The organism is Skermanella stibiiresistens SB22 (genome assembly GCF_000576635.1).
Lineage (GTDB): Bacteria > Pseudomonadota > Alphaproteobacteria > Azospirillales > Azospirillaceae > Skermanella > Skermanella stibiiresistens.
The window spans coordinates 99,463-120,049 of record NZ_AVFL01000014.1; the positions used below are offsets into that span (position 1 = coordinate 99,463).

Sequence of the window (20,587 nt, forward strand, 5' to 3'; positions counted from 1 at the left end):
TAGGTACATAATCCTCACAATTATTGTTTTGGAGAGCTGTGAGTCTGTATATCACTATTTTAGTTGTCGGTGTTTTTGGTGAATTAGTAAACTACAACCCATCGTAAAACATAATTTATACGATGGGTATTCTTGCCGATCACGAAGGGGTTTTAACGAAGTCACGGGCAACGCCAACGGCTCCCCCCTGTTGACCCGGCATGTCCCGACCAGTGCCAGAACCGACGCGCGGTCGGGTACGGGACGGATCCTCAGCGAAAAGGTTTGCGACCATGGCCCAGACAGTCGGCGATTTCTTCTGGCGACGCTTGCATCAATGGGGTGTGCGGCGGGTGTTCGGATATCCTGGCGACGGCATCAACGGCCTTCTCGGAGCCTTGAACCGGTTCGATGGCGAGATCGAGTTCGTCCAAGTCCGGCACGAGGAGATGGCCGCGTTCATGGCCTCCGCCCACGCCAAGTTCACCGGGGAACTCGGCGTCTGCCTCGCCACCTCCGGTCCCGGGGCATCGCATCTGATCACCGGATTGTACGACGCCCGCCTCGACCACATGCCGGTGCTGGCGATCGCCGGGCAGCAGGCCCGCACGGCGGTTGGCTCGCACTACCAGCAGGAGGTCGACCTCGTCAGCATGTTCAAGGATGTCGCCGGCGCCTTCGTGCAGCAGGCGATGGTGCCTGGACAGGTACGGCATCTGGTCGACCGCGCCGTGCGGACGGCCGTGGGCGAGCGCAAGGTGACCGCCCTGATACTTCCCAACGACCTGCAGGAGGCGGCGTACGAGGAACCGCCGCGCAAGCACGGCTCCGTCTTCTCCGGTGTCGGCTTCAGCGCCCCCAAGGTGGTTCCCTACGAATCCGACCTGCGGCGCGCGGCGGACGTGTTGAACGAGGGCCGGCGCGTCGCGATCCTTGTCGGCGCCGGCGCCCTTGGCGCCACCGACGAGGTGATCGCCGTCGCCGACAGGCTGGGTGCCGGTGTCGCCAAGGCGCTGCTTGGCAAGGCGGCTCTGCCCGACGACCTGCCTTGGGTGACTGGTTCGATCGGCCTGCTGGGAACCAAGCCCAGCTATGACCTGATGATGGAATGCGACACGCTCCTGATGATCGGGTCTGGCTTCCCGTATTCCGAGTTCCTGCCGAAGGAAGGCGACGCCCGGGGTGTCCAGATCGATCTCAAGCCGGACATGCTGAGCATCCGCTATCCGATGGAGGTCAATCTGGTCGGCGACAGCGCCGAGACGCTCCGCGCCCTGCTGCCCCTGCTGGTGGAGAAGTCCGACCGTTCCTGGCGTACCGGCATCGAGGAGAACGTCACCGCTTGGTGGAAGACCCTGGAGGATCGGGCCATGCAGCCCGCCGAGCCGGTCAATCCCCAGCGCGTCACCTGGGAACTGTCGCCGCGCCTGCCGCCCCGCTCGATCATCACCAGTGACTCAGGGTCTTGCGCCAATTGGTTCGCGCGTGACATCAAAATCCAGCGCGGCATGATGTGCTCGCTGTCGGGCGGGTTGGCTTCGATGGGCGCCGCCGTTCCCTACGCCATCGCCGCCAAGTTCGCCCATCCGGATCGCCCCGTGATCGCATTGGTCGGCGACGGCGCCATGCAGATGAGCAACATGGCGGAACTGATCACCATCGCCAAGTACTGGAAACAATGGTCGAGCCCCAAGCTGGTGGTCTGCGTCTTCAACAACGAGGACTTAAATCAGGTGACCTGGGAACAGCGGGTGCAGGAAGGCGACCCCAAGTTCGAGGCGAGTCAGGTGCTGCCGAACGTCCCCTATCACCGTTTCGCGGAGATGATCGGCCTGAAGGGCATCTATGTCGACGATCCCGAGCGGGTCGCGGCGGGCTGGGACGAGGCTTTCGCCGCCGACCGGCCGGTCCTGCTGGAGGTCAAGACCGACCCCAACGTGCCGCCGCTGCCGCCGCACATCACCCTGACCCAGGCGAAGAACTTCACCTCGTTCCTGATCGCCGGCGATCCCGATCAGGGCAGCGTCCTGATCAACTCCGCCAAGCAGGTCCTGAGCGGCATCCTGCCCGGCCACAAACCCCGCTGAACTCCAGCCAAGGCCAGCCTGCCCCCGTTGGCCCGTCAGCGTCGCTGGCGGGTCAGCGCCGCGTGGGCCAGGTATCCCAGTCCTCCAGCCAAGGCTACGGCCGCCGTGAAGGCTGTCGCCCTCGCCGTCCCTCCACTCGATGTCAGCATCAGATGATGCCGAGGCAGGCCAAACCGGCCGCGCATCCTGTGCTGGCCTGGAACCGTGTCGAACAGGTTGTCGGGCCGGCCCGGCGTGTCGGGCTGCTCCGTCAACTGCCCATCGACCGCGTTCTCCGCGAGGTAATGGTCGGCGAAACCCGGTAGGGCGTAGTTTCCCAGGATCGCCTCCATGGCGCTCGCTCCCAGCCAGTATTCGCGCTTCGGTCGCTCCGCCACCCGCACGATGGCGCGGCCGATGTCCTCCGGCTGGAAGATCTTCCCCATCGGCCGCGCCCGGCGCGGCATGTGGCTCCGTGCCCAATCGAACTGCGGCGTGTTGACGGCGGGTAGCTGGACCATCGACAGCTTCACGTCGTGGCCGTCATGGAGCAGTTCCGACCGCAGGCTGTCGATGAAGCCCCGGATGGCCGCCTTGGCTCCGCAATAGGCCGCCTGGAGCGGAATGGAGCGATAGGCCAAGGCGGAACCGATCTGGATGATCGTACCCTGGCCGCGCGGGATCATGTGCCGCAAGGCCGCCTGGATGCCGAAGGCGGAGCCGAGATATGTCACCTCGGTCACCCGGCGCAACTCCTCTGGCGCCAAGTGCTCGACCCGGCCGAAGACGGTGACCATGGCGTTGTTGACCCAGACGTCGATCGGTCCCAATTCGCGCTCGATCCGGTCCGCCGCCGCCGACACGGCGGCCTCGTCGGCCACGTCCAGCGGCAGGACGAGGGCCCCGCCCCCCAGCCGCTCGACCTCGCGGGCGACAACGTTCAGCGCCTCCTCCGAACGGGCGATCAAGGCGATGTCGGCTCCCCATTCGGCGGCGAAGGCCAACGCGATGGCCCGGCCGATCCCGGCGGAAGCGCCGGTGACGCAGACGACGGGTGGAGATGGAATTGTCTGGTTTCCCACTTGGAGCCCTCGCTAGATCGATGGTTGGACGTACCCGGCCAAACTCCCTGATGGGCCGGTGGTTCCATGGTTTCTCCATCCCTTCGTTCGGAAACGGGTGAACGCCTCCGGTCATCTTGTCAGCCCTTTTTGCGTATGTTAGTGATATGTCAGTCGCATACTCAACACCATGTCATTGGTGTTCGAGCGTCGCGTCACGCACATCCCAAGCGCGCCCGAGATCGCGCGAAGAACCAGAAGGGGAGGAGACGGAATGACGGTACAAGCCGGAGTGGACGGCATCGGAATCGTGCCCGGCGCCCGGGCGCGGGCGGTGGACAGTCGGTACGCGCAGGCTGAGGGAGTCGCGGCGCGGCTGGAACGGCTGCCGATGACCTCGTATCAGCGTGGGATCTTCCTGATCATCGCGACCGCCTGGTTCTTCGATTCCATGGATCTTGGCACCCTCACCTTCGTGCTGGGATCGATCAGGACCGAGTTTGGCCTGACGACGGCCCAGACCGGGCTCCTGTCCAGCATGAGTTTCCTTGGAATGTTCCTGGGCGCCAGCATCGCCGGGATGCTCGCCGACCGGTTCGGCCGGACGATCGTGTTCCAGACCAGCATGGTGTTTTGGGGCGTCGGAAGCTTCCTGTGCGGCTACGCGCCGGATGTCGTGTTCCTGGCGGTCGCCCGCGTCATCCTGGGCTTCGGCATGGGCATGGAATTCCCGGTGGCACAGTCGATCGTGTCCGAGATCATCCCAGCCAAGAAGCGCGGCAAGTACATGGCCCTGCTGGAGGGTTTCTGGCCGATCGGGTTCATCGCCGCCGGTCTGCTGACCTACTGGGTCCTGTCCTTCGCCGATTGGCGCACCGTCTTCTACATCGAGGCGGTCCCAGCGATCTTCCTGCTCTTCATCCGGCTCTGGGTGCCGGAATCGCCGCGCTGGCTGGCATCACGCGGCCGTGTCGCGGAAGCGGACGCCATCCTGACCAAGATCGAGCACAAGGTGCGTCAACGCACCGGCGACCGGGATCTGCCGGATCCCGTGATCATCCCGTCGCGTCAGGCAGCCACCCCCAGCGGCTTCTCGTTCCTGGAGTTGTGGAAAGGCCCCTACGCCAAGCGGACGGTGATGATCTGGTCGCTCTGGTTCTTCGCGCTGCTGGGGTACTACGGCCTCACGACATGGTTGGGAGCGCTGCTCCAGCAGGCGGGCTTCGCGGTCACCAAATCGGTCTTCTACACGATCCTGATCTCCCTGGCCGGCATTCCAGGTTTCATCACCGCCGCGTGGCTGGTGGAGGCGTGGGGCAGGAAATCGACTTGCGTGCTGATGCTGCTGGGCAGCGCCGCCGCCTCGTATTTCTACGGCACCGCCGCCAGCGTCAACCAGCTGATCGGGTTCGGCTTGGTGATGCAGTTCTTCCTGTTCGGCATGTGGTCGGTCCTCTACGCCTACACGCCGGAACTCTACCCGACTAGGGCGCGCGCGACGGGGGCCGGCTGCGCCTCGGCGATCGGCCGCCTGGGCTCGCTGCTCGGTCCCTACATCGTCGGCGTCATCCTGCCGACCGCCGGGCAGATCGGCGTCTTCAGCCTGGGCGCCGGCGCCTTCGTCATCGCGGCCCTGGTCGTGATCGTCCTGGGCGAGGAGACCAAGGGCAAGATGCTCGAGGACATCTCCCACTGATCCGATCCAGCCCGCCGGACCAGCCGCTCCGCCTTCCACCGGCGCGGCTGGTCCGGCGCCTTTTCCGCCAAAACCGGGAACCATCCATGCCGTTCGAATACCAAGCCGCCGTGCTTCACGCCGTAGGATCTCCCCTCGCGATCGAGACGGTGGTGGCGCCCGATCTGGCACCGACGGACGTGCTCGTGCGTATCCGGGCCGCCGGCCTGTGCCACACCGATCTGGAAGTGATGCGTGGCCAACTACGCTATCCCCTGCCGATCGTCCTGGGGCACGAGGCCGCCGGTGTCGTCGAGGCGGTGGGAGCGGAGGCGCGCGGCGTCACGCCGGGCGACCATGTGGTGCTGTCGTGGAATCCCCACTGCGGCCAATGCTTCTATTGCGACCGCGACCTTCCAATCCTCTGCGACACCTATCAGCGCGAAGGCGCCAAGGCTCTGCGATTCGACGGCGCGTCCCCCGCCCGCCTGAAGGATGGGCGCGACCTGCACCACCTGATGTTCCTCGGAGCGTTCGGCGAATACTGCGTCGTGCCCGACCAGTCCGCCATTCCGATCCCCCACGCCATGCCATTCGACGCAGCCTGTCTGATCGGCTGCGGCGTGATGACCGGCGCCGGGGCGGCCTTGAACATCGCGGAGATCGGCGCCGGCGATACCGTGCTGGTGATCGGCTGCGGCGCCGTCGGCCTCGCCGCCGTCCAGGGTTCCCGTTTGGCCGGCGCCGCGCGGATCTTCGCCTGCGAATTGGACCCCGGAAAACTCGATCTGGCCTTGTCGATGGGGGCCACCGACCTGATCGACGCTGGGCGGCAGGATGCCGTGGCACTGATCAAGGCCGCCACCGAGGGCCGTGGCGCCGATGTCGTGCTGGAATCGGCCGGCAGCCCGGCCGCCTTCCGCGTCACCGTCGAGGCGGTCCGGCCCGGCGGCCAAGTCGTCTGGTTGGGCAAGGTCGATGTCGACCAGGATGTGGCGCTCCGCTGGGGGGCGCTGATGGGCGAGAAGCGCATCCGGCGCTCCAGCTATGGCGGGGCGCGCCCGGCCCGCGACTTCCCGATGCTGGCCCAGGCCTATCTGGACGGCACGCTGAAGTTGGACGAATTGATCACCCGCCGCATCGGGTTGTCCGAGATCAACGCCGGTTTCGACGCCCTGGCGAAAGGCGAGGCGATCCGCAGCGTCGTCATGTTTTGAGCGCCGTCCGGATCGGGGGTGGACATAGGAAGCCCCATCTGATACTCTACTGACATATCAGTCATAGACAAAGACTTAGGAGGAAACGCCCGATGGAACTCTCGGCAACTCCGATGAGCGATCGGCAGCGCAAATACCGCGAGACCTACCGGGAACGCGTCGCCGGCTGGTACAATGGATGGCTGCACGTCTTCATCATCTACACGATCGGCTTCACGGCGCTGTACATCTACGGAGCCAACCTCCATCAGGTGCGATGGTGGGAATGGCTGATCGTGCCCGTGACGCTGGTCGGCGCCAACTACTTCGAATGGCTGCTGCACCGCTACGTGATGCACCGCCCGTCGAGTATCTCGGCGTTTCGGGCGATCTATAACCGCCACACGCTGATGCATCACCAGTTCTTCACCGAGAAGGAAATGCGCTTCGCCGATCACCACGACTGGCGCGTCACCTTCTTCCCGCCCTACGCGCTCGCCACGTTCACTCTGATGTCGATCCCCGGCGCCATCGCTCTGGGCTGGCTGATCTCGCCGAATGTCGGGTGGCTGTTCATCACGGCGACGACGTCGATGTACCTGATTTACGAGTTCATGCACTTCTGCTGCCATGTCGAAGACAACTGGTTCGTCCGCAACATGCCGTTCGTCAACACGATCCGGCGGCACCACACCGCCCATCACGAGCAGTCGATCATGATGGAGCGCAACATGAACCTGACCTTCCCGGTGATGGATTGGCTATTCGGCACCTCCGACCTGAACCGCGGATTGGTCGGCCACCTGTTCAACGGCTACGACACCCGCTTCGTCAGGCGTGACATGCGCAGGACCTCGCGGACCCCGAAGCCGGCGGCGAACCACACCGTCGCGGCCGAGTGAGCGGTACGGTACTTCCAGAACGACCCTGATCATGAAAAAGCCCCGGCGGAACGCTTCCGCCGGGGTTTTTACCATTCTTGAAACCCGCCGCGTCAGCTCGCGCGCTCCGAGCGGGGCGATGCCACACCCAGGACCTCGTCGATATCCGCCGATGTCATTTCCCATTCGTTGGCGAAATTCGCCACCGCCGCCGTCATGAAGGACTTGTAGCGGGCCAGCGCCGTCTCATCGCCGGCGTGATTGGCCAGGATCGCAAGAGCCAACTGCGCCGGGGCGTCGCCCTCGTAGCTCCACTCGAAACCCTCCCCGGACAATCGCTTCAGATCCGTCCGCTCGGCCAGGGGTTCGCCATCCACCGTCACCAGGATGCCGTCGATCGTGCGATCACCGCGATACGTCTTGTTCATTGTCTCCTCCCGTGAGCTTGCATCTAGCATGGTAGTGATATATCATTCATATCACAAGAAGCCAAACGTTGGGAGGAAACGATGCGATGACCAACATCGAACCGAACTTGATGGCGCTTCCCTGGTTCTGCGTCCCGCTGGCGATCGGCTGCGTGGCTTTCCTGACACTCGCCGGCATGCTGCCCCTGTCTTCCCGCCCCGACGCCGCGCGGGGCCGGGGCTCGGGTCTCCTGATCCTGTCGAACTCGGCGCTCCTCCTCGCGTTGGCGGCCGGGACAGCGCTTCACGCGCTGACGGAATTGCGCTGGACCACGGTCGTCGTCGTCGGTGGCGTGATCTTGCTGTTCTCGCCCCTGCTCTTCCAGATCTGGCCAGCCGCCTGGCGCGACAACCGCACCGGCCTGGGGCTGCTGGCGATGGTCCAAGCCATCACCTTGGCCGCCCTCCCCCTAACCAGTATTTCCTGATCCATCACAAACGCTTGGAGGCCGTTCATGCCATTTCCCATCAAGATGACATTGACCGTGATCGTCATCCTCGCCGCCGCCGGCGCCTATCTGTTCCAGGACTCGATCGGGCAGGTCGGCCCGAAATACGCGGTCCTGTTCCTGGGCGTCTTCATGGCCGTCGCCATGTGGGTTTTCCCCGAGGTGACGCGGAAAGGGTCGGACCGGCGCGGCCAGCGCTGAACCGGCTTATCTTGAAAGCGACCGGTCCGCCATGACATATACGCCCTACCGGAACCGTAGGGCCGGAACAGTCGGGGTGACGCGGCCGTGGTGAGCATGAAGTCCTTGAAAAACCGTGGTTCCGCCGATGCCGCCGAAGGCGGCGGGACAGCTTCCGCTCCCGCCACGGCTCCAGACGAGAGCACGATGACCGAGCGGGCCTATCGCCAGCTTGAGGAACTGATCGTCACTCTCCAACTGCCACCCGGCACCATCTTGTCGGAACAGATGCTGTCGCAGAGGCTGGAGATCGGCCGCACCCCCATCCGGGAAGCCCTCCAGCGTCTGGCCCTGGACGGCTTGGTCACCATCCTGCCGCGCCGGGGCATCCTGGTGTCGGAGATTAACCTGCGGACCCAGCTACGCCTGCTGGAAGTCAGGCGGGAGTTGGAGCGGCTGATGGCGCGGGGGGCGGCCGAGCGCGCCAACGCCGTCGAACTGGCGGAGTTCGACCAGATCGCCACCAGCATGCTGGACGCCTCGCGCGACTCCGACGACATCACTTTCATGCGGCTCGACCTGCGCCTCAACCTGCTGATCGCCCAGGCGGCCCGGAACGAGTTCGCGGCCCGCTCGATGAGCCTGATGCACGGCCTGTCGCGCCGTTTCTGGTACCAGCACTACAAGGAGGTCGCGGACCTGCCGCTATCGGCGAAGCTCCACGCCGGCGTCGCCAGGGCGATCACCCAGCGCGACCCCGTGGCCGCGGCCGGGGCGTCCGACCGCCTGATGGACTACATCGAGACCTTCACGCGCAAGACGATCGACTCCTGAGTCGGTCCAGGTCGCACGGCGTTTATGTTTGCCTGCCAAAGACTTCGATCGTGTGCTAATTTCCGCGCATCATGGAAGACGTCGTTATTGGCATTGATCTCAGCACCACGACCTGCAAGGCGATCGCCTGGAGCCGCGATGGCCGGGCGATCTCGCAGGGACGTGCCCCGCTCGGCCTGGAGCGCCCCGCGCCCAACGCCTACGAGCAGCACCCCGCCGATTGGTGGCGCGCCGCTCAGTTGGCCCTATCGGAGGCGCTGGCGACCATCTCCGCCGCCTCGGTCGCTGCGGTCGCCGTGGTCAACCAGCGGGAAACCGTCGCGGTCACCGACGAGAGCGACGTACCGCTGCGTCCCGCGATCCTGTGGCTGGACGAACGGCGCAAGGCCGAGGTCAACGCCATGTCGGCCCGCGTCGGCGTCGAGCGGATGCACAGACTGACCGGCAAGCCGCTGGACTTCGCGCCGGCCGTCTATAGCCTCGCCTGGATGGCGCGGGCGGAGCCAGAGCTGTTCGGCCACATCCGCCACGTCTACGACCCGCACGCTTGGCTCGTCCGCCGCCTGACCGGTGAGTTCGCCACCAGCTGGGCCAGCGCTGATCCCCTGGGCGCATTCGACATCGCCGAACACCGCTGGTCCGACGACGTGATCCAGGCCCTGCCGAGCCCGCTGCCGACGGACAGGTTCCCATCCGCCTTCGCTCCGGGAACCATCGTCGGGCAGGTGACGGCGGAGGCGGCGGAGTTGACCGGCCTCCGCGCCGGGACGCCTGTGGTGGCCGGTGGTGGCGATGGGCAAGCGGGCGGCCTCGGCACGGGTGTCGCGAGATCCGGCACCGCCTATCTCAATCTCGGCACCGCGATCGTCTCGGGTGTCTACGACCAGGCGCCCCAAATCGACCCGGCGTTCCGCACCATGTGTGCGATCGACCGGCGAGGCTACATCCTCGAAACCTCACTTCGATCGGGAACTTTGCTCGTCAACTCCATGATTCGGCAGATGTTCGGCCTCGATCCAGACGCCGATCCCGGCATCTTCCGCAGGCTGGAGGCCGAGGCCGCCGCCGTGCCGCGCGGCAGCGCCGGGTTGATGCTGCTGCCGTACTGGAACGGCGTGATGAACCCCTACTGGGACCAGGATGCCCGGGGCTGCCTGCTCGGCCTGTCACCCGACCATGGCCGAGGAGAGATCTACCGCGCGCTGCTGGAGGGAATAGCGTTGGAGCAGGCCTTCGCGACCGACAAGGTGGTGGCTGCCACGGGCCAGCCGGTCGACAGCTTCGTCGCGATCGGCGGCGGCTCGGCCAGCGATCCGTGGTGCCAGATCATGGCCGACATCACCCGCCGCCCCGTGGTCCGCGCCGAGACGGCCGAGGCGTCCAGCCTCGGCGCCGGCATCGCGGCGGCGGTCGGTGCCGGCTGGTACCCGGACTTCGAGGCGGCGGCCACCGCCATGACGCACACCGGAGTGGCGTTCGAGCCGGATCCCGCCCACGCCGATTTCCACGCCGAGCTGCTCGGCCTCTACGCCGACCTCTACCCGCGGCTCCGCGACCTGTTCCCCCGTCTGGCGCGACTCAACCGGCGCTGAAGCCGCCGTCGACCGTCAGGGTCGTGCCGTGGATCATCGCGGCGGCGTCGCTCAGCAGAAAGGCGATCGACGCCGCCACCTCGGCTGGCTGGGCGAAGCGGCCCAGCGGGACGCGGGCGAGCATCGGCCCCGACTTGGCCGGATCGCTCCACGCCTTGTCGGCCATGGGCGTCAGCGTCACGATCGGGTTCAGGCTGTTGACCCGGATGCCGTGGGATCCCAGTTCCAGCGCCATCACGCGGGTGATGGCGTCGAGCGCCGCCTTGGATGCGCAATAGGCGGTGTGATCCCGCGTCCCGACATCGGCGGCCAAGCTGGACACGTTGACGATGGCGCCGGGCACGCCGCGCCGGATCAGGTCGCGGGCGACCTCCTGGGCCACGATCATGGGTGCTCGGGCATTGACCGCCAGGGTGCGGTCGAAGGTCTCGGCGTTGGTGTCGAGAAAGCTCTCCAGCTCGACGATCCCGGCGCAGTTGACCAGCAGATCGATCGGCAGGACCGAGCGGACGGCTGACTTGGTCGCCTCGACGTCGGACAGGTCGGCCATCCCGCGGTCGAAGGCGATCACCTCGGCGCCGCAATCCGCCAGCAGCTTGGCGGTCTCCTTGCCGATGCCCTTCGCCGCCCCTGTCACCAAAGCGCGCTTGCCGCCGAAGTCGTATCGCACCATCCCGCTCACTCCAGGTTCGTGTGGCGGGCGCGCATGTCCTCGGCGCTGATGCCAAGCCGCTGGCGCAGCAGCAGCACCAACACCTCGAAGAAGACGTATTGCGCGCCCTCGAAGGCGCTGCCCATGGACAGGACCGCGCTGGCCGCCGCTCCGCTGTCGTTCGCCATGGTCTGGGCCGGCAGGAACATCACCAGATCGGCGGTCCGCGCGGCTCCACCGGCAGGCTGGGCCGTGATCACCGCCACCTTGGCACCCGCTTCGCGGGCGACGCCGATCAGGGCCATGATGGTCGAGAACCCGCCCGGTCCGGCGCTGACCACCAGGAGGTCACCGGCCCCGATCGCCGGCGTGGTCATGTCGCCAACGGGATGGGCCTCCAGCCCCATGTGGAACAGGCGCATGGTCAGCGCCCGCATCATCAGCCCCTCGCGCCCGACGCCGTGGAGCACGATCCTCCGCGCCGCCGCCAGCGCCTCGACCAGGGCGTCCACCTGGCTCCCGTCGATGGTCTCGAAGGTCCGGGCGATCTCGGCGCAAGCCTGTGACGCCAGTTCCCCAACGGTCTCGGTCATGTCATTTCCTCGGTTTCACTTCCGGGGCGAAGGGTCCGCCAGCCGTTCCGCGGTCGACTCGTCGATCACCAATTCGTGGACGAACTTCCGCGACAGGACGGCCCGGATGATGTCGGCCTTGTACGGCCCGCCGGAGACCAGCACGACCTTCTTGATGCGGCGGAGGTCTTCCAGGTTCAGCGAGATCACCCGCCGATTCAGCGGATGATCAACCTCTTCGCCGTCTTTGTTAAGGTAATGTCCGAGCAGGTCGCCGACCGCTCCGGCGGCCTTCAGCGACTTGGCGTCCTCCGGGCTGACCAGCCCCAGCTCGATCATCAGCGACCGCTTGGTCAGATCTCCGACGGTGACCAGCGCGATATCCGCGTCCCGCGCTTTGCCCAACACGTCCTGAACCGATGCCTCCGCCAGGATCATATCGCGGTACTCGTCGGAACTCGCGTAGACCGGCGCCGCCAGATAGAAATACGAGCCGCCGAACAGGCTGGCGAAGCTGGACGCGATCTCCGCCGTGTTGTTGGCGGAGCCGTAATGCAGCCCGCCCAGCAGCGACAGCACCGTCGTGTTGGGCAGCGCTCGTCCCCGCGTTTCCCTCACCGCCTGCCTCAGGGTGCGGCCCCAGCCGACCGCCAGCGTGCAGCCGTCGAACACCTGATCGTGGATGTAGGGCGCCACCCCGACGCCCAGCACCCGGAAGATGAAGCGGTCGTCGTCGGGCGTCGGCACCACCGTCACCCGTGACAGCCCATAAAGCCGCTCCAGCTCGTATTCCAGCCTGACGCAGGAGGCCAGCTTGGAGTTGATGCGGATCTGGACGACACCGGACTCGCGGCTATGCGCCAGCGCCTTGTTGACCCGCACCCGGGTGATGCCGAACCGGTCGGCGATCTGCTGCTGGGTCATGTCCGTGATGTAGTAGTACCAAGCGATGCGGATGTTCAGCTGCTCGTCGGAGCTGGTGCCCACATCGTCGTCCAGGCTGTTGGTCCGCACGGCAAATCCTTCTCGCGTCAGCGTCCCGTGACTGTCCTACTTCACCGCTCCCATGGTCAATCCCTGGACCAGATGCTTCGACACGATCAGCGCGAACACGATCACTGGCAGCACGATCAGCGTGCCGGTCGCCATGATCTCGCCCCAGGGCAGGTCGTAACCGCTCATGAAGCTGGTCGCCGCCACGGGAGCCGTCCGCGCCACATTCCGTGTCAGGACAAGGGCGTAGAGCAGTTCGTTCCAGGAGAATATGAAGGAGAAGATCGCCGACACCGCGACGCCCGGCATGGCGAGCGGCAATGCTATCCGCCAGAAGATCGTGAAGCGAGACGCGCCCGCCAGCCGCGCCGCCTCGTCCAGGTCCTTGGGCACGCCCCGGAACTGGTCGGTGCAGATCCACACGACGATCGGCAGGTTGAAGGTCAGGTAGACCAGGATCAGCACGATATGGGTGTCGATCAGGTTCAAGGTCCGCGCCATCAGGAAGATCGGCAGCGCCACGACGATCGGGCTGAGCATGCGGTTGGTGATGAACCAGAACCACAGCTCCTCCTTCGACTTGAACTCGAACCGCGCCAGCGCGTAGGCCGCGGGCGTGCCCAGTCCCACCGCCAGGATGGTGGTGGACACCGCGATGATGATCGAGTTGGTCAGGCTGGACAGGACATCGCGGTTGAACAAGACCTCGAAGTAGTTGTCCAGGCGGGGCGTGAAGACCCAGATCGGCGGCGAGGCCAGGGCCTCGGCCTGCGTCTTCAGGCTGGTCGCCACCATCCAGTAGAACGGGAAGACGGCGAACAGGAAGATCGCCAGCAATCCCACCAGATGCCACGCGCTGACCAGCCGCTTCGGCTTGGTGTGGGATGCGGCGGGGACGGTGCCGCCCGCTGTTGCCACGGCCATGGTCAGATCTCCCGGTAGACGAACTTGATGTACAGGCGGGCGAGGATGATGGTCAGGATCAGCAGCAGGATCGCCTGCGCCGACGCGACACCTTGGTCGAACACCCGGAATCCCACCCGCTGGATATAGACGCTGACCAGTTCCGTCGCCGCCCCCGGACCGCCGCGCGTCATGGTGAAGACGGTGTCGAACATCTTGAGGATGTCGGCCGTCCGCAGGATCAGGATCACCGTGATGCTGGGCAGCAGGAACGGCAGCTGGACATAGCGGACGATCTGCCAGCGGCTTCGCGTTTCCAGCCTCGCCGCCTCCTCGACCTCGTTCGGCACCATGGTCAATCCGGCGAGCAGCACCAAGGCGCAGAACGGCGTCCATTGCCAGATGTCCATCAGCGCCACGGCGATGAAGGCGTTGGTCGTGTCGCCCAGCCACTCGACCGGACCGGCGTTGACCAACGCCAGCACGGCGTTGGCGACACCGAAGTCACGGTTGAAGACCAGCCGTCCGATCAGTCCCGCGACGGCCGGTGCGGTCGCCAGCGGGATCACCAAACTGAGCCGCGCCAGCAGCTTGAAGCCGGACAGGCCCGGCTTGTGCAGCAGCAGCGCGATGATCAATCCCAGCGCCAATTGGATCGGCACGACGGTGATCAGGAACGTGAATGTCCGGCCGAGCGCGCCCCAGAACGACGCGTCGTTGAACACGGTTAGATAGTTGTCGAAGCCAATGAACGGCGTCGGATCGCGCGGCTTGGCCAGGTTGTAGCGCCGGAACGAATTGACCAGCGCGAACACCGTCGGGAAGATCCCGATCATCGCCAGCGCCACCACGGCGGGTGCCAGGAAGGCGAAGGCCGCGCGTCCATTGTTCCAGAGCGTCGGGAAGACCCGCGGCTTGCCGGAGCCGTCGGGTTGGGTGCCGCTCGACATGATGGCGGATCTCCCTGGTTTCACAAATATTTAGAAGGCGACGCCGACACCGGGGTTTAAGCCCGGCATCGGCGGCAACCTCGACCCAAAACTCCGCCCCTTACTTCCGGAGCGGCTTGTCGCCCTTGTAATAACCGGCTTGGCCCAGCACTTCCTCGACCTTGGCGCCGATCGACTTGGCGCCGTCCTCGATGCTGACGTTGCCCAGCATCATGCGGGTGCCCCACTCGGCGATGACTTCCGACAGTTCCGGCCACTCGGCGAAACGCGGCCGGAAGTCGGGCACGCCACCATCCCAGGACGCGACCATCGGCTGGACGAACGGATAGCGCTTCTGGATATCGGCATCCTTGTAGATGGTCGTGCGGCCGCTGACGCCACCGGCCTCGACATAGGGCTTGGCCATTTCCTCGGACGTGACCCACTGGATGAACAGCCACGCCGCCGCCTTCTTGGCGTCGGACGACTGCGCGTTGACACCCAGCGAGAAGCCACCCAGCGCCGGCTTCAGACCGGCGGGGCCCGCCGGCTCGGTCGCGACCGCCAGGCAGTCGGTGATCCGCGACTTGGTCGGATCGGCCAGCGTGCTGTAGAAGGCCGACCATTCCGTGATCATCGCGACGTTGCCCTGGGCCAGGGCGTTGACCGCCTCGGCGTGGTCATAGTCGACGATGCCCGGCGGCATGATCTTCATCAGGTCCTGGCGGAACTTGAGACCAGCCTGCGATTCCTTGGAGTTCAGGTTCGACTTGAACTTGTCGTCCAGCAGCGAGCCACCGAACGGCCACAGCACGCGCATGAAGCTGTCGGCCGACTGGGTCTCGCCCCGACGGGATTGCAGCGCGAAGGCGTATTTGCGGTTCGCCTGATCCGTCAGCTTCGGCCCGTAAACGTTCAGCAACTCGTCCCACGTGGCCGGCGGCTTGTCGAAGCCGGCCTGCTGGAGCGTGCACTTGTTGTAGTAGAGCAGGCCCGAGTAGTTGTCGAACGGCAGGCCATAGACCTCGTCGCCCCAGGTGCCGAACGACTCCAGCAGGATGGGGAAGAAGCCGTCCAGCTTCAGCTTCGGGTCGGCCAGCTTGGCGTCATCGGTGAAGGTCTTGACCGGCTCCAGCCAGCCGTTGCCGGCGAACTCGCCGATCCAAACCACGTCGGTCAGCACGACGTCGATCTCGCCGCCGCCGGTGAAGTCCAGCACTTGGCGCTCGCGGCTGTTCTCGTAGGGAACGATCTCGTAGTTGACCTTGATGCCGGTCTTCTTCTCGAACTCCGGCAGCAGCTTGATGGCGGCGGCATAGCCGGGACGATCCAGGAAGATCGCCTTGATGCTGGTGCCCTTATAAGGCTGCGCCGCCTCCTCCAGCGTCCAGGCCATGGCGCTGGACGACAGGGCCGTGGACATGATCGCGGTCGACGAGAACAGCGCCGCCGCGAAGGCGATGGCGCCCAGAACCTTCTTTCCCCTAAACATCTTCATCGCGTTCCCTCCAAGGAATGTCGTGGTTTGTCGTTTCTGGCCGAGGATTCAACGGTTTCCAGATCAGGACTGGTTGGGCAGAATGATGGTCTTGACGGCGCCGTCATGGAATTCCGCCGGATAGCTGAAGGCGTCGTCGGCTTGCTCGAGAGCGAAGCGATGGGTCACCATGGTGTCGACATCCACCCTGCCTTCCGCGACCAGCTTGATCGCGCGCTCGTAGACGTGGCCCATGCGCCTCGACATCTTGATGTCCAAGCCCTTGCGCCGGAGCAGCGAGGCGCTGAGCGGGGTGTATTGGTCGCCGTCGGGGATGCCGACCAGCACGACGCGGCCGCCGATGCGCACCGACTCCGCCGCTATTTGAAAGCCCATCGGCGAGTTGGTCGCCTCCAGCACCAGATCGACGCCGCGGCCATTGGTCCAGTCGGCGATCGCCGTGTGGCTATCCGCCACCTCGTCGGCACCGAGCTTCTTGGCGAGGTTGGCGCGATATCCTACCGGATCGATCGCGTAGACCTTGTCCTTGCACAGAAGCTTGGCCAGCTGCAGCAGGCACAGCCCGATCGGACCGCAGCCGATCACCGCCACCGTCTCCATCATCCGCTTCATCTTGGCCAAGTCCCAAGCGTGGATCGCCACTCCCAGGGGCTCCAGCATCACGGCCTGGATCTCGGTGAAGTTGTCGGGAACGGGGAAGATCTGGCTGGGCGAGGCGGAGATCAGCTCCGTCATGGCGCCATGGGTCTTCGGCGGCGCGCCCATGAACTCGACGTTCGGGCACAGGTTGACGTGGCCGCGCTCGCACCATTCGCAATGCCCGCAGGGCTTGGCGGGATCGACGGCGACCAGTTGGCCGGCCTTCAATCCCAAGTCGGGGCGGTCTTCCAGCACCCGTCCGGCGAACTCGTGACCGGGCACGAAAGGCTGGCTGATCACGGCGGAGCCGATGGCGCCTTCCTTGTAATAGTGAAGGTCGCTGCCGCACACGCCGACGGCGCTGACGCTCAGCAGAACCTCGTTGCCCGCGGGTTGGGGGGTGGGTTTGTCCCCGACCCTGAGATCCCGGATCCCGTGGATATACGCGGCGCGCATGCTGGGCCTCCTCCTTGACTTTTGTAAGAATGAATTTACAAATATCGTATTGTGCGGCATCTAAGGGTGTCAAGCTTTTGTAATTGCTAAAATACAAATATTCCAGTTCGCGCGCTGCCGACAGTGGGTACGAGAACAAGAAGCGAGGGAGGGTACAGCATCGTGACCGAGGTCAAGCTGAACGGCGTCGAGAAGGCGTATGGGGACGTCAAGGTCCTGCACGACATCAAGCTGGACATCGAGAACCGCGAGTTCGTCGTGTTCGTCGGGCCGTCCGGCTGTGGAAAATCGACGCTGTTGAGGTCGATCGCCGGCTTGGAGAGCATCAGCAGCGGCCACATCAGCATCGGTGGCCGCGACGTCACATATCTGGAGCCGGCCGATCGCGGCGTCGCGATGGTCTTCCAGTCCTACGCGCTCTACCCGCACATGACGGTCTACGACAACATCGCGTTCGGCCTGAAGATGCGGAAGGAACCCAAGGCCGAGATCGACCGCAAGGTCCGCGACGCCGCCCGAATCCTGCAGCTTGAACCCCTGCTCGACCGCAAGCCCAAGGCCCTGTCCGGCGGCCAGCGCCAGCGGGTCGCGATCGGCCGCGCCATCGTCCACGAACCCGATGTCTTCCTGTTCGACGAACCCCTATCAAACCTGGACGCCTCGCTCCGCGTCCAGATGCGGGTGGAGATCGCCAAGCTCCACGCCGACCTCAAGGCGACGATGATCTACGTCACCCACGATCAGGTCGAGGCGATGACCCTGGCCGACAAGATCGTGGTGCTCAACAAGGGCAGGGTCGAGCAGGTGGGATCCCCGCTGGAGCTTTACCGCCATCCCCGCAACCGCTTCGTCGCCGGCTTCATCGGCTCGCCCCAGATGAACTTCCTGCCGGTCCAGGCGACCGCCGTCGCCGCCAATGGCGTGACGGTCACCCTGCCGGGAGGCGACAAACTGCTGGTTCCGGTCCGCCCCGACGGCATCGCCACGGGTGCCAGCCTGACCCTGGGCCTCCGTCCCGAGGACCTGTCGGAGACCGGCCAGGGCGACGCCCGGATCATCGGGCAGACCCTGGTGGTCGAGCATCTGGGCGGCGAGACCTTCGCCTACACCAAGACCGATGGCGGCGACCTGATGGTCAAGGGCGATGGCAACTTCGAGACCAAGCCGGGAGAGCGTCTCAGCATCGGCGTCTCCGGGCGCTATTGTCATCTGTTCGACGAGACGGGCGACGCCCTGCCGAACCTGATGCGGAACTCGGCGGTGGCGGCTTGATGCCGTCCTTTCACTCTTCGACAGGTGCGTGATGGCGGATATCTATGTGATCGGGATCGACGCCGGCACCGAGAGCATGCGGGCCGGCGTCTTCGACCTGAACGGAGGTCTGCTCGCCGAGGGTGTCACCCCCATTTCGACCCAATTCCCGCAAGCCGGCTGGGCCGAGCAGAGCCCGGAGGAGTGGTGGCGGGCGTTGGGCGCCTCCGTCCGCCAGGCGGTGGGCAAGGCCGGCGTCCGGCCGGACCAGATCGTCGGCCTCGCCGCCGACACGACCTGCTGCACGGTGGTGGCGCTCGACGCCGAGGGACGCTCGCTCCGCCCCGCCATCATCTGGATGGACATGCGGGCTGCTCCCCAAGCGGCCCGCGTCGCGGAAGTCGACGATCCGGCCTTGAAGGTCAACAACGCGGGACGCGGCCCGGTTTCGGCCGAGTGGATGATCCCCAAGGCGTTGTGGATGGCGGAGAACCAACCCGACATCTTCGAACAGGCCGACCACATCTGCGACTGCCAGGACTTCATCAATTTCCACCTGACCGGCCGCATGGTCGCCAACATCACCAGCGCCTCGACCCGCTGGCACTACGACAGCCGCACGGGCTACGCCGCCAGCCTTCTGGCGAAGCTGAAGCTGACCGAACTGCTCGACCGCTGGCCGCGCGAGGTGCTGCCGCTCGGAACCGTCATCGGTGGCTTGACACCCAGCGCCGCCGAGCATTTGGGTTTGCCCGCGGGACTGCCGGTCGCCCAAGGCGGCTCGGACGCCTTCATCGGCATGATCGGCTTGGGCGTTGTCCAGCCCAACCGACTGGCCATGATCACGGGGTCGTCGCACAACCACCTTGGATTCGTCGGGTCCGAGGTCCATGGAGCCGGCTTCTGGGGTACATATCCCGACGCGGTGATTCCCGGACTGCACGCGATCGAGGGCGGCCAGACCTCGACCGGATCGGTGATCAACTGGTTCAAGAAGCTGATCGACGGCGGCATGACCTATGAGCGCCTCAACGCCGAGGCCGCGGCGATGCCGCCCGGGTCGGAAGGTCTGGTCGTGCTCGACCATTTTCAGGGCAACCGCACGCCCTACACCGATTCCGCCTCGCGCGGCGCCATCACCGGCCTGACGCTCCGCCACGGTCCGGCGCACATCTTCCGCGCCATGATGGAAAGCGTCGCCTTCGGCACCGAGCTGATCCTGGAAACCATGGGTGCCGCCGGCTTCAAGCCGGAGGACGTCGTCGTCTGCGGCGGCGCCACCAATTCCGACCTGTGGGTCCAGATCCACGCCGATGTCTCGGGCTTGCCACTCAAGCTGACCCGCATCGCCAACGCCCCGATGCTGGGCAGCGCCGTCCTGGCCGCCGTCGGCGCCGGTCGTTACGACGACATCCAGACCGGGGCCGGCAACATGGTCCAGGTGGTGCGGACGGTCGAGCCGGACATGACCCGCCACGAGGCGTACCGGCCGGTCTATGATTCCTACAAGGCGCTCTATCCGGCGCTGAAGGTCGTGCTGAGGCCGTAGTATCGCCGGAGCATGTCGACGGTGACATGGGTGTGGCTGGATCCGACGCCGCCGAGATGCAGGTAGGGCGCGTCCGGCTCACCCAAATCCGACACCACGCCTTGGGCGTGGCGCAGATCGTCGAACCGGGTGTACTCGCTCGACGTGGCGAGCACCGCGATGCCGGCGCGCCGCGCCGACATGACGCCGTTGTATGAGTCCTCGATCGCCACACAGTCCGCCGCCGGCAGTCCCAGGCGGTCGAGCGCCAGCAGGTAGACATCCGGGGCCGGCTTCTTGGCGGCCACCATGTCGCCCGCCGCGATGACCTCGAACAGGTCCAGCGCGTCCGGCCCCAGCGTCTCGGTCAGCAGGATCCTGACGTTTGGCAGGCTGGTGGTGGTGGCGACCGCGAGCCGCAAACCAGCGGCTTTCGCCTCGCGGATCAACCGGGCGACACCCGGCCTCAATTTGATGCCGCCGCCCCCCAGGTTGGCGACGTACCGCTCGGTCTTCGCCTCGTGCATCGCCTTGACGATCGGCCCCACCCTGCCCTCGCAGCTTGGCCGATGGCGGGCGACATAGTCGCGGATACGCTCCTTGCCGCCCGTCACCTTCAGCAGTTCGGCGTAGAGCTTGCGGTCCCACCGCCAGTCCAAACCGAAATGCCCGAAGGTCTCGTTGAAGGCGCGGCGATGCTCCTCCTCGGTCTCCGCGAGTGTCCCATCGACATCGAAGATGATCGCCCGCAAGGTCATCGCCCCGCCTCCACCACAACTCTACGCC

At 65.6% G+C, this 20,587-nt stretch carries 20 protein-coding genes; 10 read left to right on the top strand and 10 right to left on the bottom strand.

Translation table 11 applies throughout. From position 1 onward, the window contains the following. Window positions 1-272: 272 nt before the first annotated feature. The gene (locus N825_RS19055; protein ID WP_037455494.1) at window positions 273-2,066 is read left to right on the top strand and encodes a thiamine pyrophosphate-requiring protein; all 1,794 of its coding nucleotides are present in this window, start codon (window positions 273-275) and stop codon (window positions 2,064-2,066) included. Window positions 2,067-2,101: 35 nt separating this feature from the next. On the opposite strand, the gene N825_RS19060 is transcribed toward N825_RS19055, so the two are convergent. Continuing rightward, the gene (locus N825_RS19060) at window positions 2,102-3,127 is read right to left on the bottom strand and encodes an SDR family oxidoreductase (RefSeq protein WP_198038554.1); all 1,026 of its coding nucleotides are present in this window, start codon (window positions 3,125-3,127) and stop codon (window positions 2,102-2,104) included. 253 nt (window positions 3,128-3,380) lie between these two features. On the opposite strand from N825_RS19060, the gene N825_RS19065 reads away from it, so the two are divergent. From N825_RS19065 to N825_RS19075, 3 genes are all read left to right on the top strand, one after another. Further along, entirely contained in the window at window positions 3,381-4,802 is a 1,422-nt protein-coding gene (locus tag N825_RS19065; RefSeq protein WP_084164873.1) for an MFS transporter, read from the top strand. Window positions 4,803-4,888: 86 nt separating this feature from the next. Further along, window positions 4,889-5,998 (top strand): Zn-dependent alcohol dehydrogenase, encoded by a 1,110-nt coding sequence (locus N825_RS19070; RefSeq protein ID WP_037455497.1) that lies wholly within the window; start codon window positions 4,889-4,891, stop codon window positions 5,996-5,998. A gap of 92 nt (window positions 5,999-6,090) precedes the next feature. Next, window positions 6,091-6,879, top strand: coding sequence for a sterol desaturase family protein (locus tag N825_RS19075; protein WP_037455500.1), 789 nt, complete (start codon window positions 6,091-6,093; stop codon window positions 6,877-6,879). Between the two features lie 92 nt (window positions 6,880-6,971). On the opposite strand, the gene N825_RS19080 is transcribed toward N825_RS19075, so the two are convergent. Continuing rightward, on the bottom strand, window positions 6,972-7,286 hold the full coding sequence (locus tag N825_RS19080) for a DUF6166 domain-containing protein (protein WP_037455501.1): 315 nt from the start codon (window positions 7,284-7,286) through the stop codon (window positions 6,972-6,974). Between the two features lie 86 nt (window positions 7,287-7,372). Here N825_RS19080 and N825_RS19085 point away from each other — a divergent pair, with 86 nt between their 5' ends. The 4 genes from N825_RS19085 to N825_RS19100 all read left to right on the top strand — a co-directional run bounded on the left by N825_RS19085 (window position 7,373) and on the right by N825_RS19100 (window position 10,380). Beyond that, the gene (locus tag N825_RS19085) at window positions 7,373-7,753 is read left to right on the top strand and encodes a hypothetical protein (RefSeq protein WP_037455503.1); all 381 of its coding nucleotides are present in this window, start codon (window positions 7,373-7,375) and stop codon (window positions 7,751-7,753) included. A gap of 27 nt (window positions 7,754-7,780) precedes the next feature. Continuing rightward, the gene (locus N825_RS19090) at window positions 7,781-7,975 is read left to right on the top strand and encodes a hypothetical protein (protein WP_037455504.1); all 195 of its coding nucleotides are present in this window, start codon (window positions 7,781-7,783) and stop codon (window positions 7,973-7,975) included. Window positions 7,976-8,071: 96 nt separating this feature from the next. Beyond that, window positions 8,072-8,788, top strand: coding sequence for a GntR family transcriptional regulator (locus tag N825_RS19095; protein ID WP_037455507.1), 717 nt, complete (start codon window positions 8,072-8,074; stop codon window positions 8,786-8,788). A 71-nt stretch (window positions 8,789-8,859) separates the two neighbouring features. Next, complete coding sequence (locus N825_RS19100; protein WP_037455510.1) at window positions 8,860-10,380, top strand: xylulokinase; 1,521 nt, start codon at window positions 8,860-8,862, stop codon at window positions 10,378-10,380. On the opposite strand, the gene N825_RS19105 is transcribed toward N825_RS19100, so the two are convergent. From N825_RS19105 to N825_RS19135, 7 genes are all read right to left on the bottom strand, one after another. After that, window positions 10,367-11,053, bottom strand: a complete 687-nt coding sequence (locus tag N825_RS19105) for an SDR family oxidoreductase (RefSeq protein WP_037455512.1) — start codon at window positions 11,051-11,053, stop codon at window positions 10,367-10,369. The two genes, N825_RS19100 and N825_RS19105, sit on opposite strands and share 14 nt — an antisense overlap. A 5-nt stretch (window positions 11,054-11,058) precedes the next feature. After that, the gene (locus N825_RS19110; protein WP_037455514.1) at window positions 11,059-11,625 is read right to left on the bottom strand and encodes an SIS domain-containing protein; all 567 of its coding nucleotides are present in this window, start codon (window positions 11,623-11,625) and stop codon (window positions 11,059-11,061) included. A 15-nt stretch (window positions 11,626-11,640) separates the two neighbouring features. After that, a complete protein-coding gene (locus tag N825_RS19115) occupies window positions 11,641-12,618 on the bottom strand; it encodes a sugar-binding transcriptional regulator (protein ID WP_051512588.1) in 978 nt (325 codons plus the stop codon). A 36-nt stretch (window positions 12,619-12,654) separates the two neighbouring features. Continuing rightward, on the bottom strand, window positions 12,655-13,521 hold the full coding sequence (locus tag N825_RS19120; RefSeq protein WP_084164874.1) for a carbohydrate ABC transporter permease: 867 nt from the start codon (window positions 13,519-13,521) through the stop codon (window positions 12,655-12,657). A gap of 2 nt (window positions 13,522-13,523) precedes the next feature. Beyond that, the gene (locus tag N825_RS19125) at window positions 13,524-14,450 is read right to left on the bottom strand and encodes a carbohydrate ABC transporter permease (RefSeq protein ID WP_037455516.1); all 927 of its coding nucleotides are present in this window, start codon (window positions 14,448-14,450) and stop codon (window positions 13,524-13,526) included. A 100-nt stretch (window positions 14,451-14,550) separates the two neighbouring features. After that, on the bottom strand, window positions 14,551-15,927 hold the full coding sequence (locus N825_RS19130; RefSeq protein ID WP_037455519.1) for an ABC transporter substrate-binding protein: 1,377 nt from the start codon (window positions 15,925-15,927) through the stop codon (window positions 14,551-14,553). A 63-nt stretch (window positions 15,928-15,990) separates the two neighbouring features. Continuing rightward, entirely contained in the window at window positions 15,991-17,022 is a 1,032-nt protein-coding gene (locus N825_RS19135) for a zinc-dependent alcohol dehydrogenase (RefSeq protein WP_037455522.1), read from the bottom strand. A 162-nt stretch (window positions 17,023-17,184) separates the two neighbouring features. Between N825_RS19135 and N825_RS19140 the strand changes: the two genes are divergently transcribed. Then, entirely contained in the window at window positions 17,185-18,294 is a 1,110-nt protein-coding gene (locus N825_RS19140) for an ABC transporter ATP-binding protein (protein WP_037455524.1), read from the top strand. Window positions 18,295-18,325: 31 nt separating this feature from the next. Further along, window positions 18,326-19,822, top strand: a complete 1,497-nt coding sequence (locus N825_RS19145; protein WP_037455527.1) for an FGGY-family carbohydrate kinase — start codon at window positions 18,326-18,328, stop codon at window positions 19,820-19,822. Here the strand turns inward: N825_RS19145 and N825_RS19150 are convergent. Then, complete coding sequence (locus N825_RS19150) at window positions 19,789-20,559, bottom strand: HAD family hydrolase (RefSeq protein ID WP_037455530.1); 771 nt, start codon at window positions 20,557-20,559, stop codon at window positions 19,789-19,791. The two genes, N825_RS19145 and N825_RS19150, sit on opposite strands and share 34 nt — an antisense overlap. Between the last annotated feature and the right edge of the window lie 28 nt (window positions 20,560-20,587).

Coding starts and splice junctions, on each gene's coding strand:
- N825_RS19100 (WP_037455510.1), top strand. CDS start 8,860: ATGGAAGACGTCGTTATTGGCATTGATCTCAGCACCACGACCTGCAAG.
- N825_RS19130 (WP_037455519.1), bottom strand. CDS start 15,927: ATGAAGATGTTTAGGGGAAAGAAGGTTCTGGGCGCCATCGCCTTCGCG.
- N825_RS19095 (WP_037455507.1), top strand. CDS start 8,072: ATGAAGTCCTTGAAAAACCGTGGTTCCGCCGATGCCGCCGAAGGCGGC.
- N825_RS19080 (WP_037455501.1), bottom strand. CDS start 7,286: ATGAACAAGACGTATCGCGGTGATCGCACGATCGACGGCATCCTGGTG.
- N825_RS19070 (WP_037455497.1), top strand. CDS start 4,889: ATGCCGTTCGAATACCAAGCCGCCGTGCTTCACGCCGTAGGATCTCCC.
- N825_RS19055 (WP_037455494.1), top strand. CDS start 273: ATGGCCCAGACAGTCGGCGATTTCTTCTGGCGACGCTTGCATCAATGG.
- N825_RS19065 (WP_084164873.1), top strand. CDS start 3,381: ATGACGGTACAAGCCGGAGTGGACGGCATCGGAATCGTGCCCGGCGCC.
- N825_RS19105 (WP_037455512.1), bottom strand. CDS start 11,053: ATGGTGCGATACGACTTCGGCGGCAAGCGCGCTTTGGTGACAGGGGCG.
- N825_RS19085 (WP_037455503.1), top strand. CDS start 7,373: ATGACCAACATCGAACCGAACTTGATGGCGCTTCCCTGGTTCTGCGTC.
- N825_RS19075 (WP_037455500.1), top strand. CDS start 6,091: ATGGAACTCTCGGCAACTCCGATGAGCGATCGGCAGCGCAAATACCGC.
- N825_RS19135 (WP_037455522.1), bottom strand. CDS start 17,022: ATGCGCGCCGCGTATATCCACGGGATCCGGGATCTCAGGGTCGGGGAC.
- N825_RS19145 (WP_037455527.1), top strand. CDS start 18,326: ATGGCGGATATCTATGTGATCGGGATCGACGCCGGCACCGAGAGCATG.
- N825_RS19120 (WP_084164874.1), bottom strand. CDS start 13,521: ATGGCCGTGGCAACAGCGGGCGGCACCGTCCCCGCCGCATCCCACACC.
- N825_RS19150 (WP_037455530.1), bottom strand. CDS start 20,559: ATGACCTTGCGGGCGATCATCTTCGATGTCGATGGGACACTCGCGGAG.
- N825_RS19110 (WP_037455514.1), bottom strand. CDS start 11,625: ATGACCGAGACCGTTGGGGAACTGGCGTCACAGGCTTGCGCCGAGATC.
- N825_RS19090 (WP_037455504.1), top strand. CDS start 7,781: ATGCCATTTCCCATCAAGATGACATTGACCGTGATCGTCATCCTCGCC.
- N825_RS19125 (WP_037455516.1), bottom strand. CDS start 14,450: ATGTCGAGCGGCACCCAACCCGACGGCTCCGGCAAGCCGCGGGTCTTC.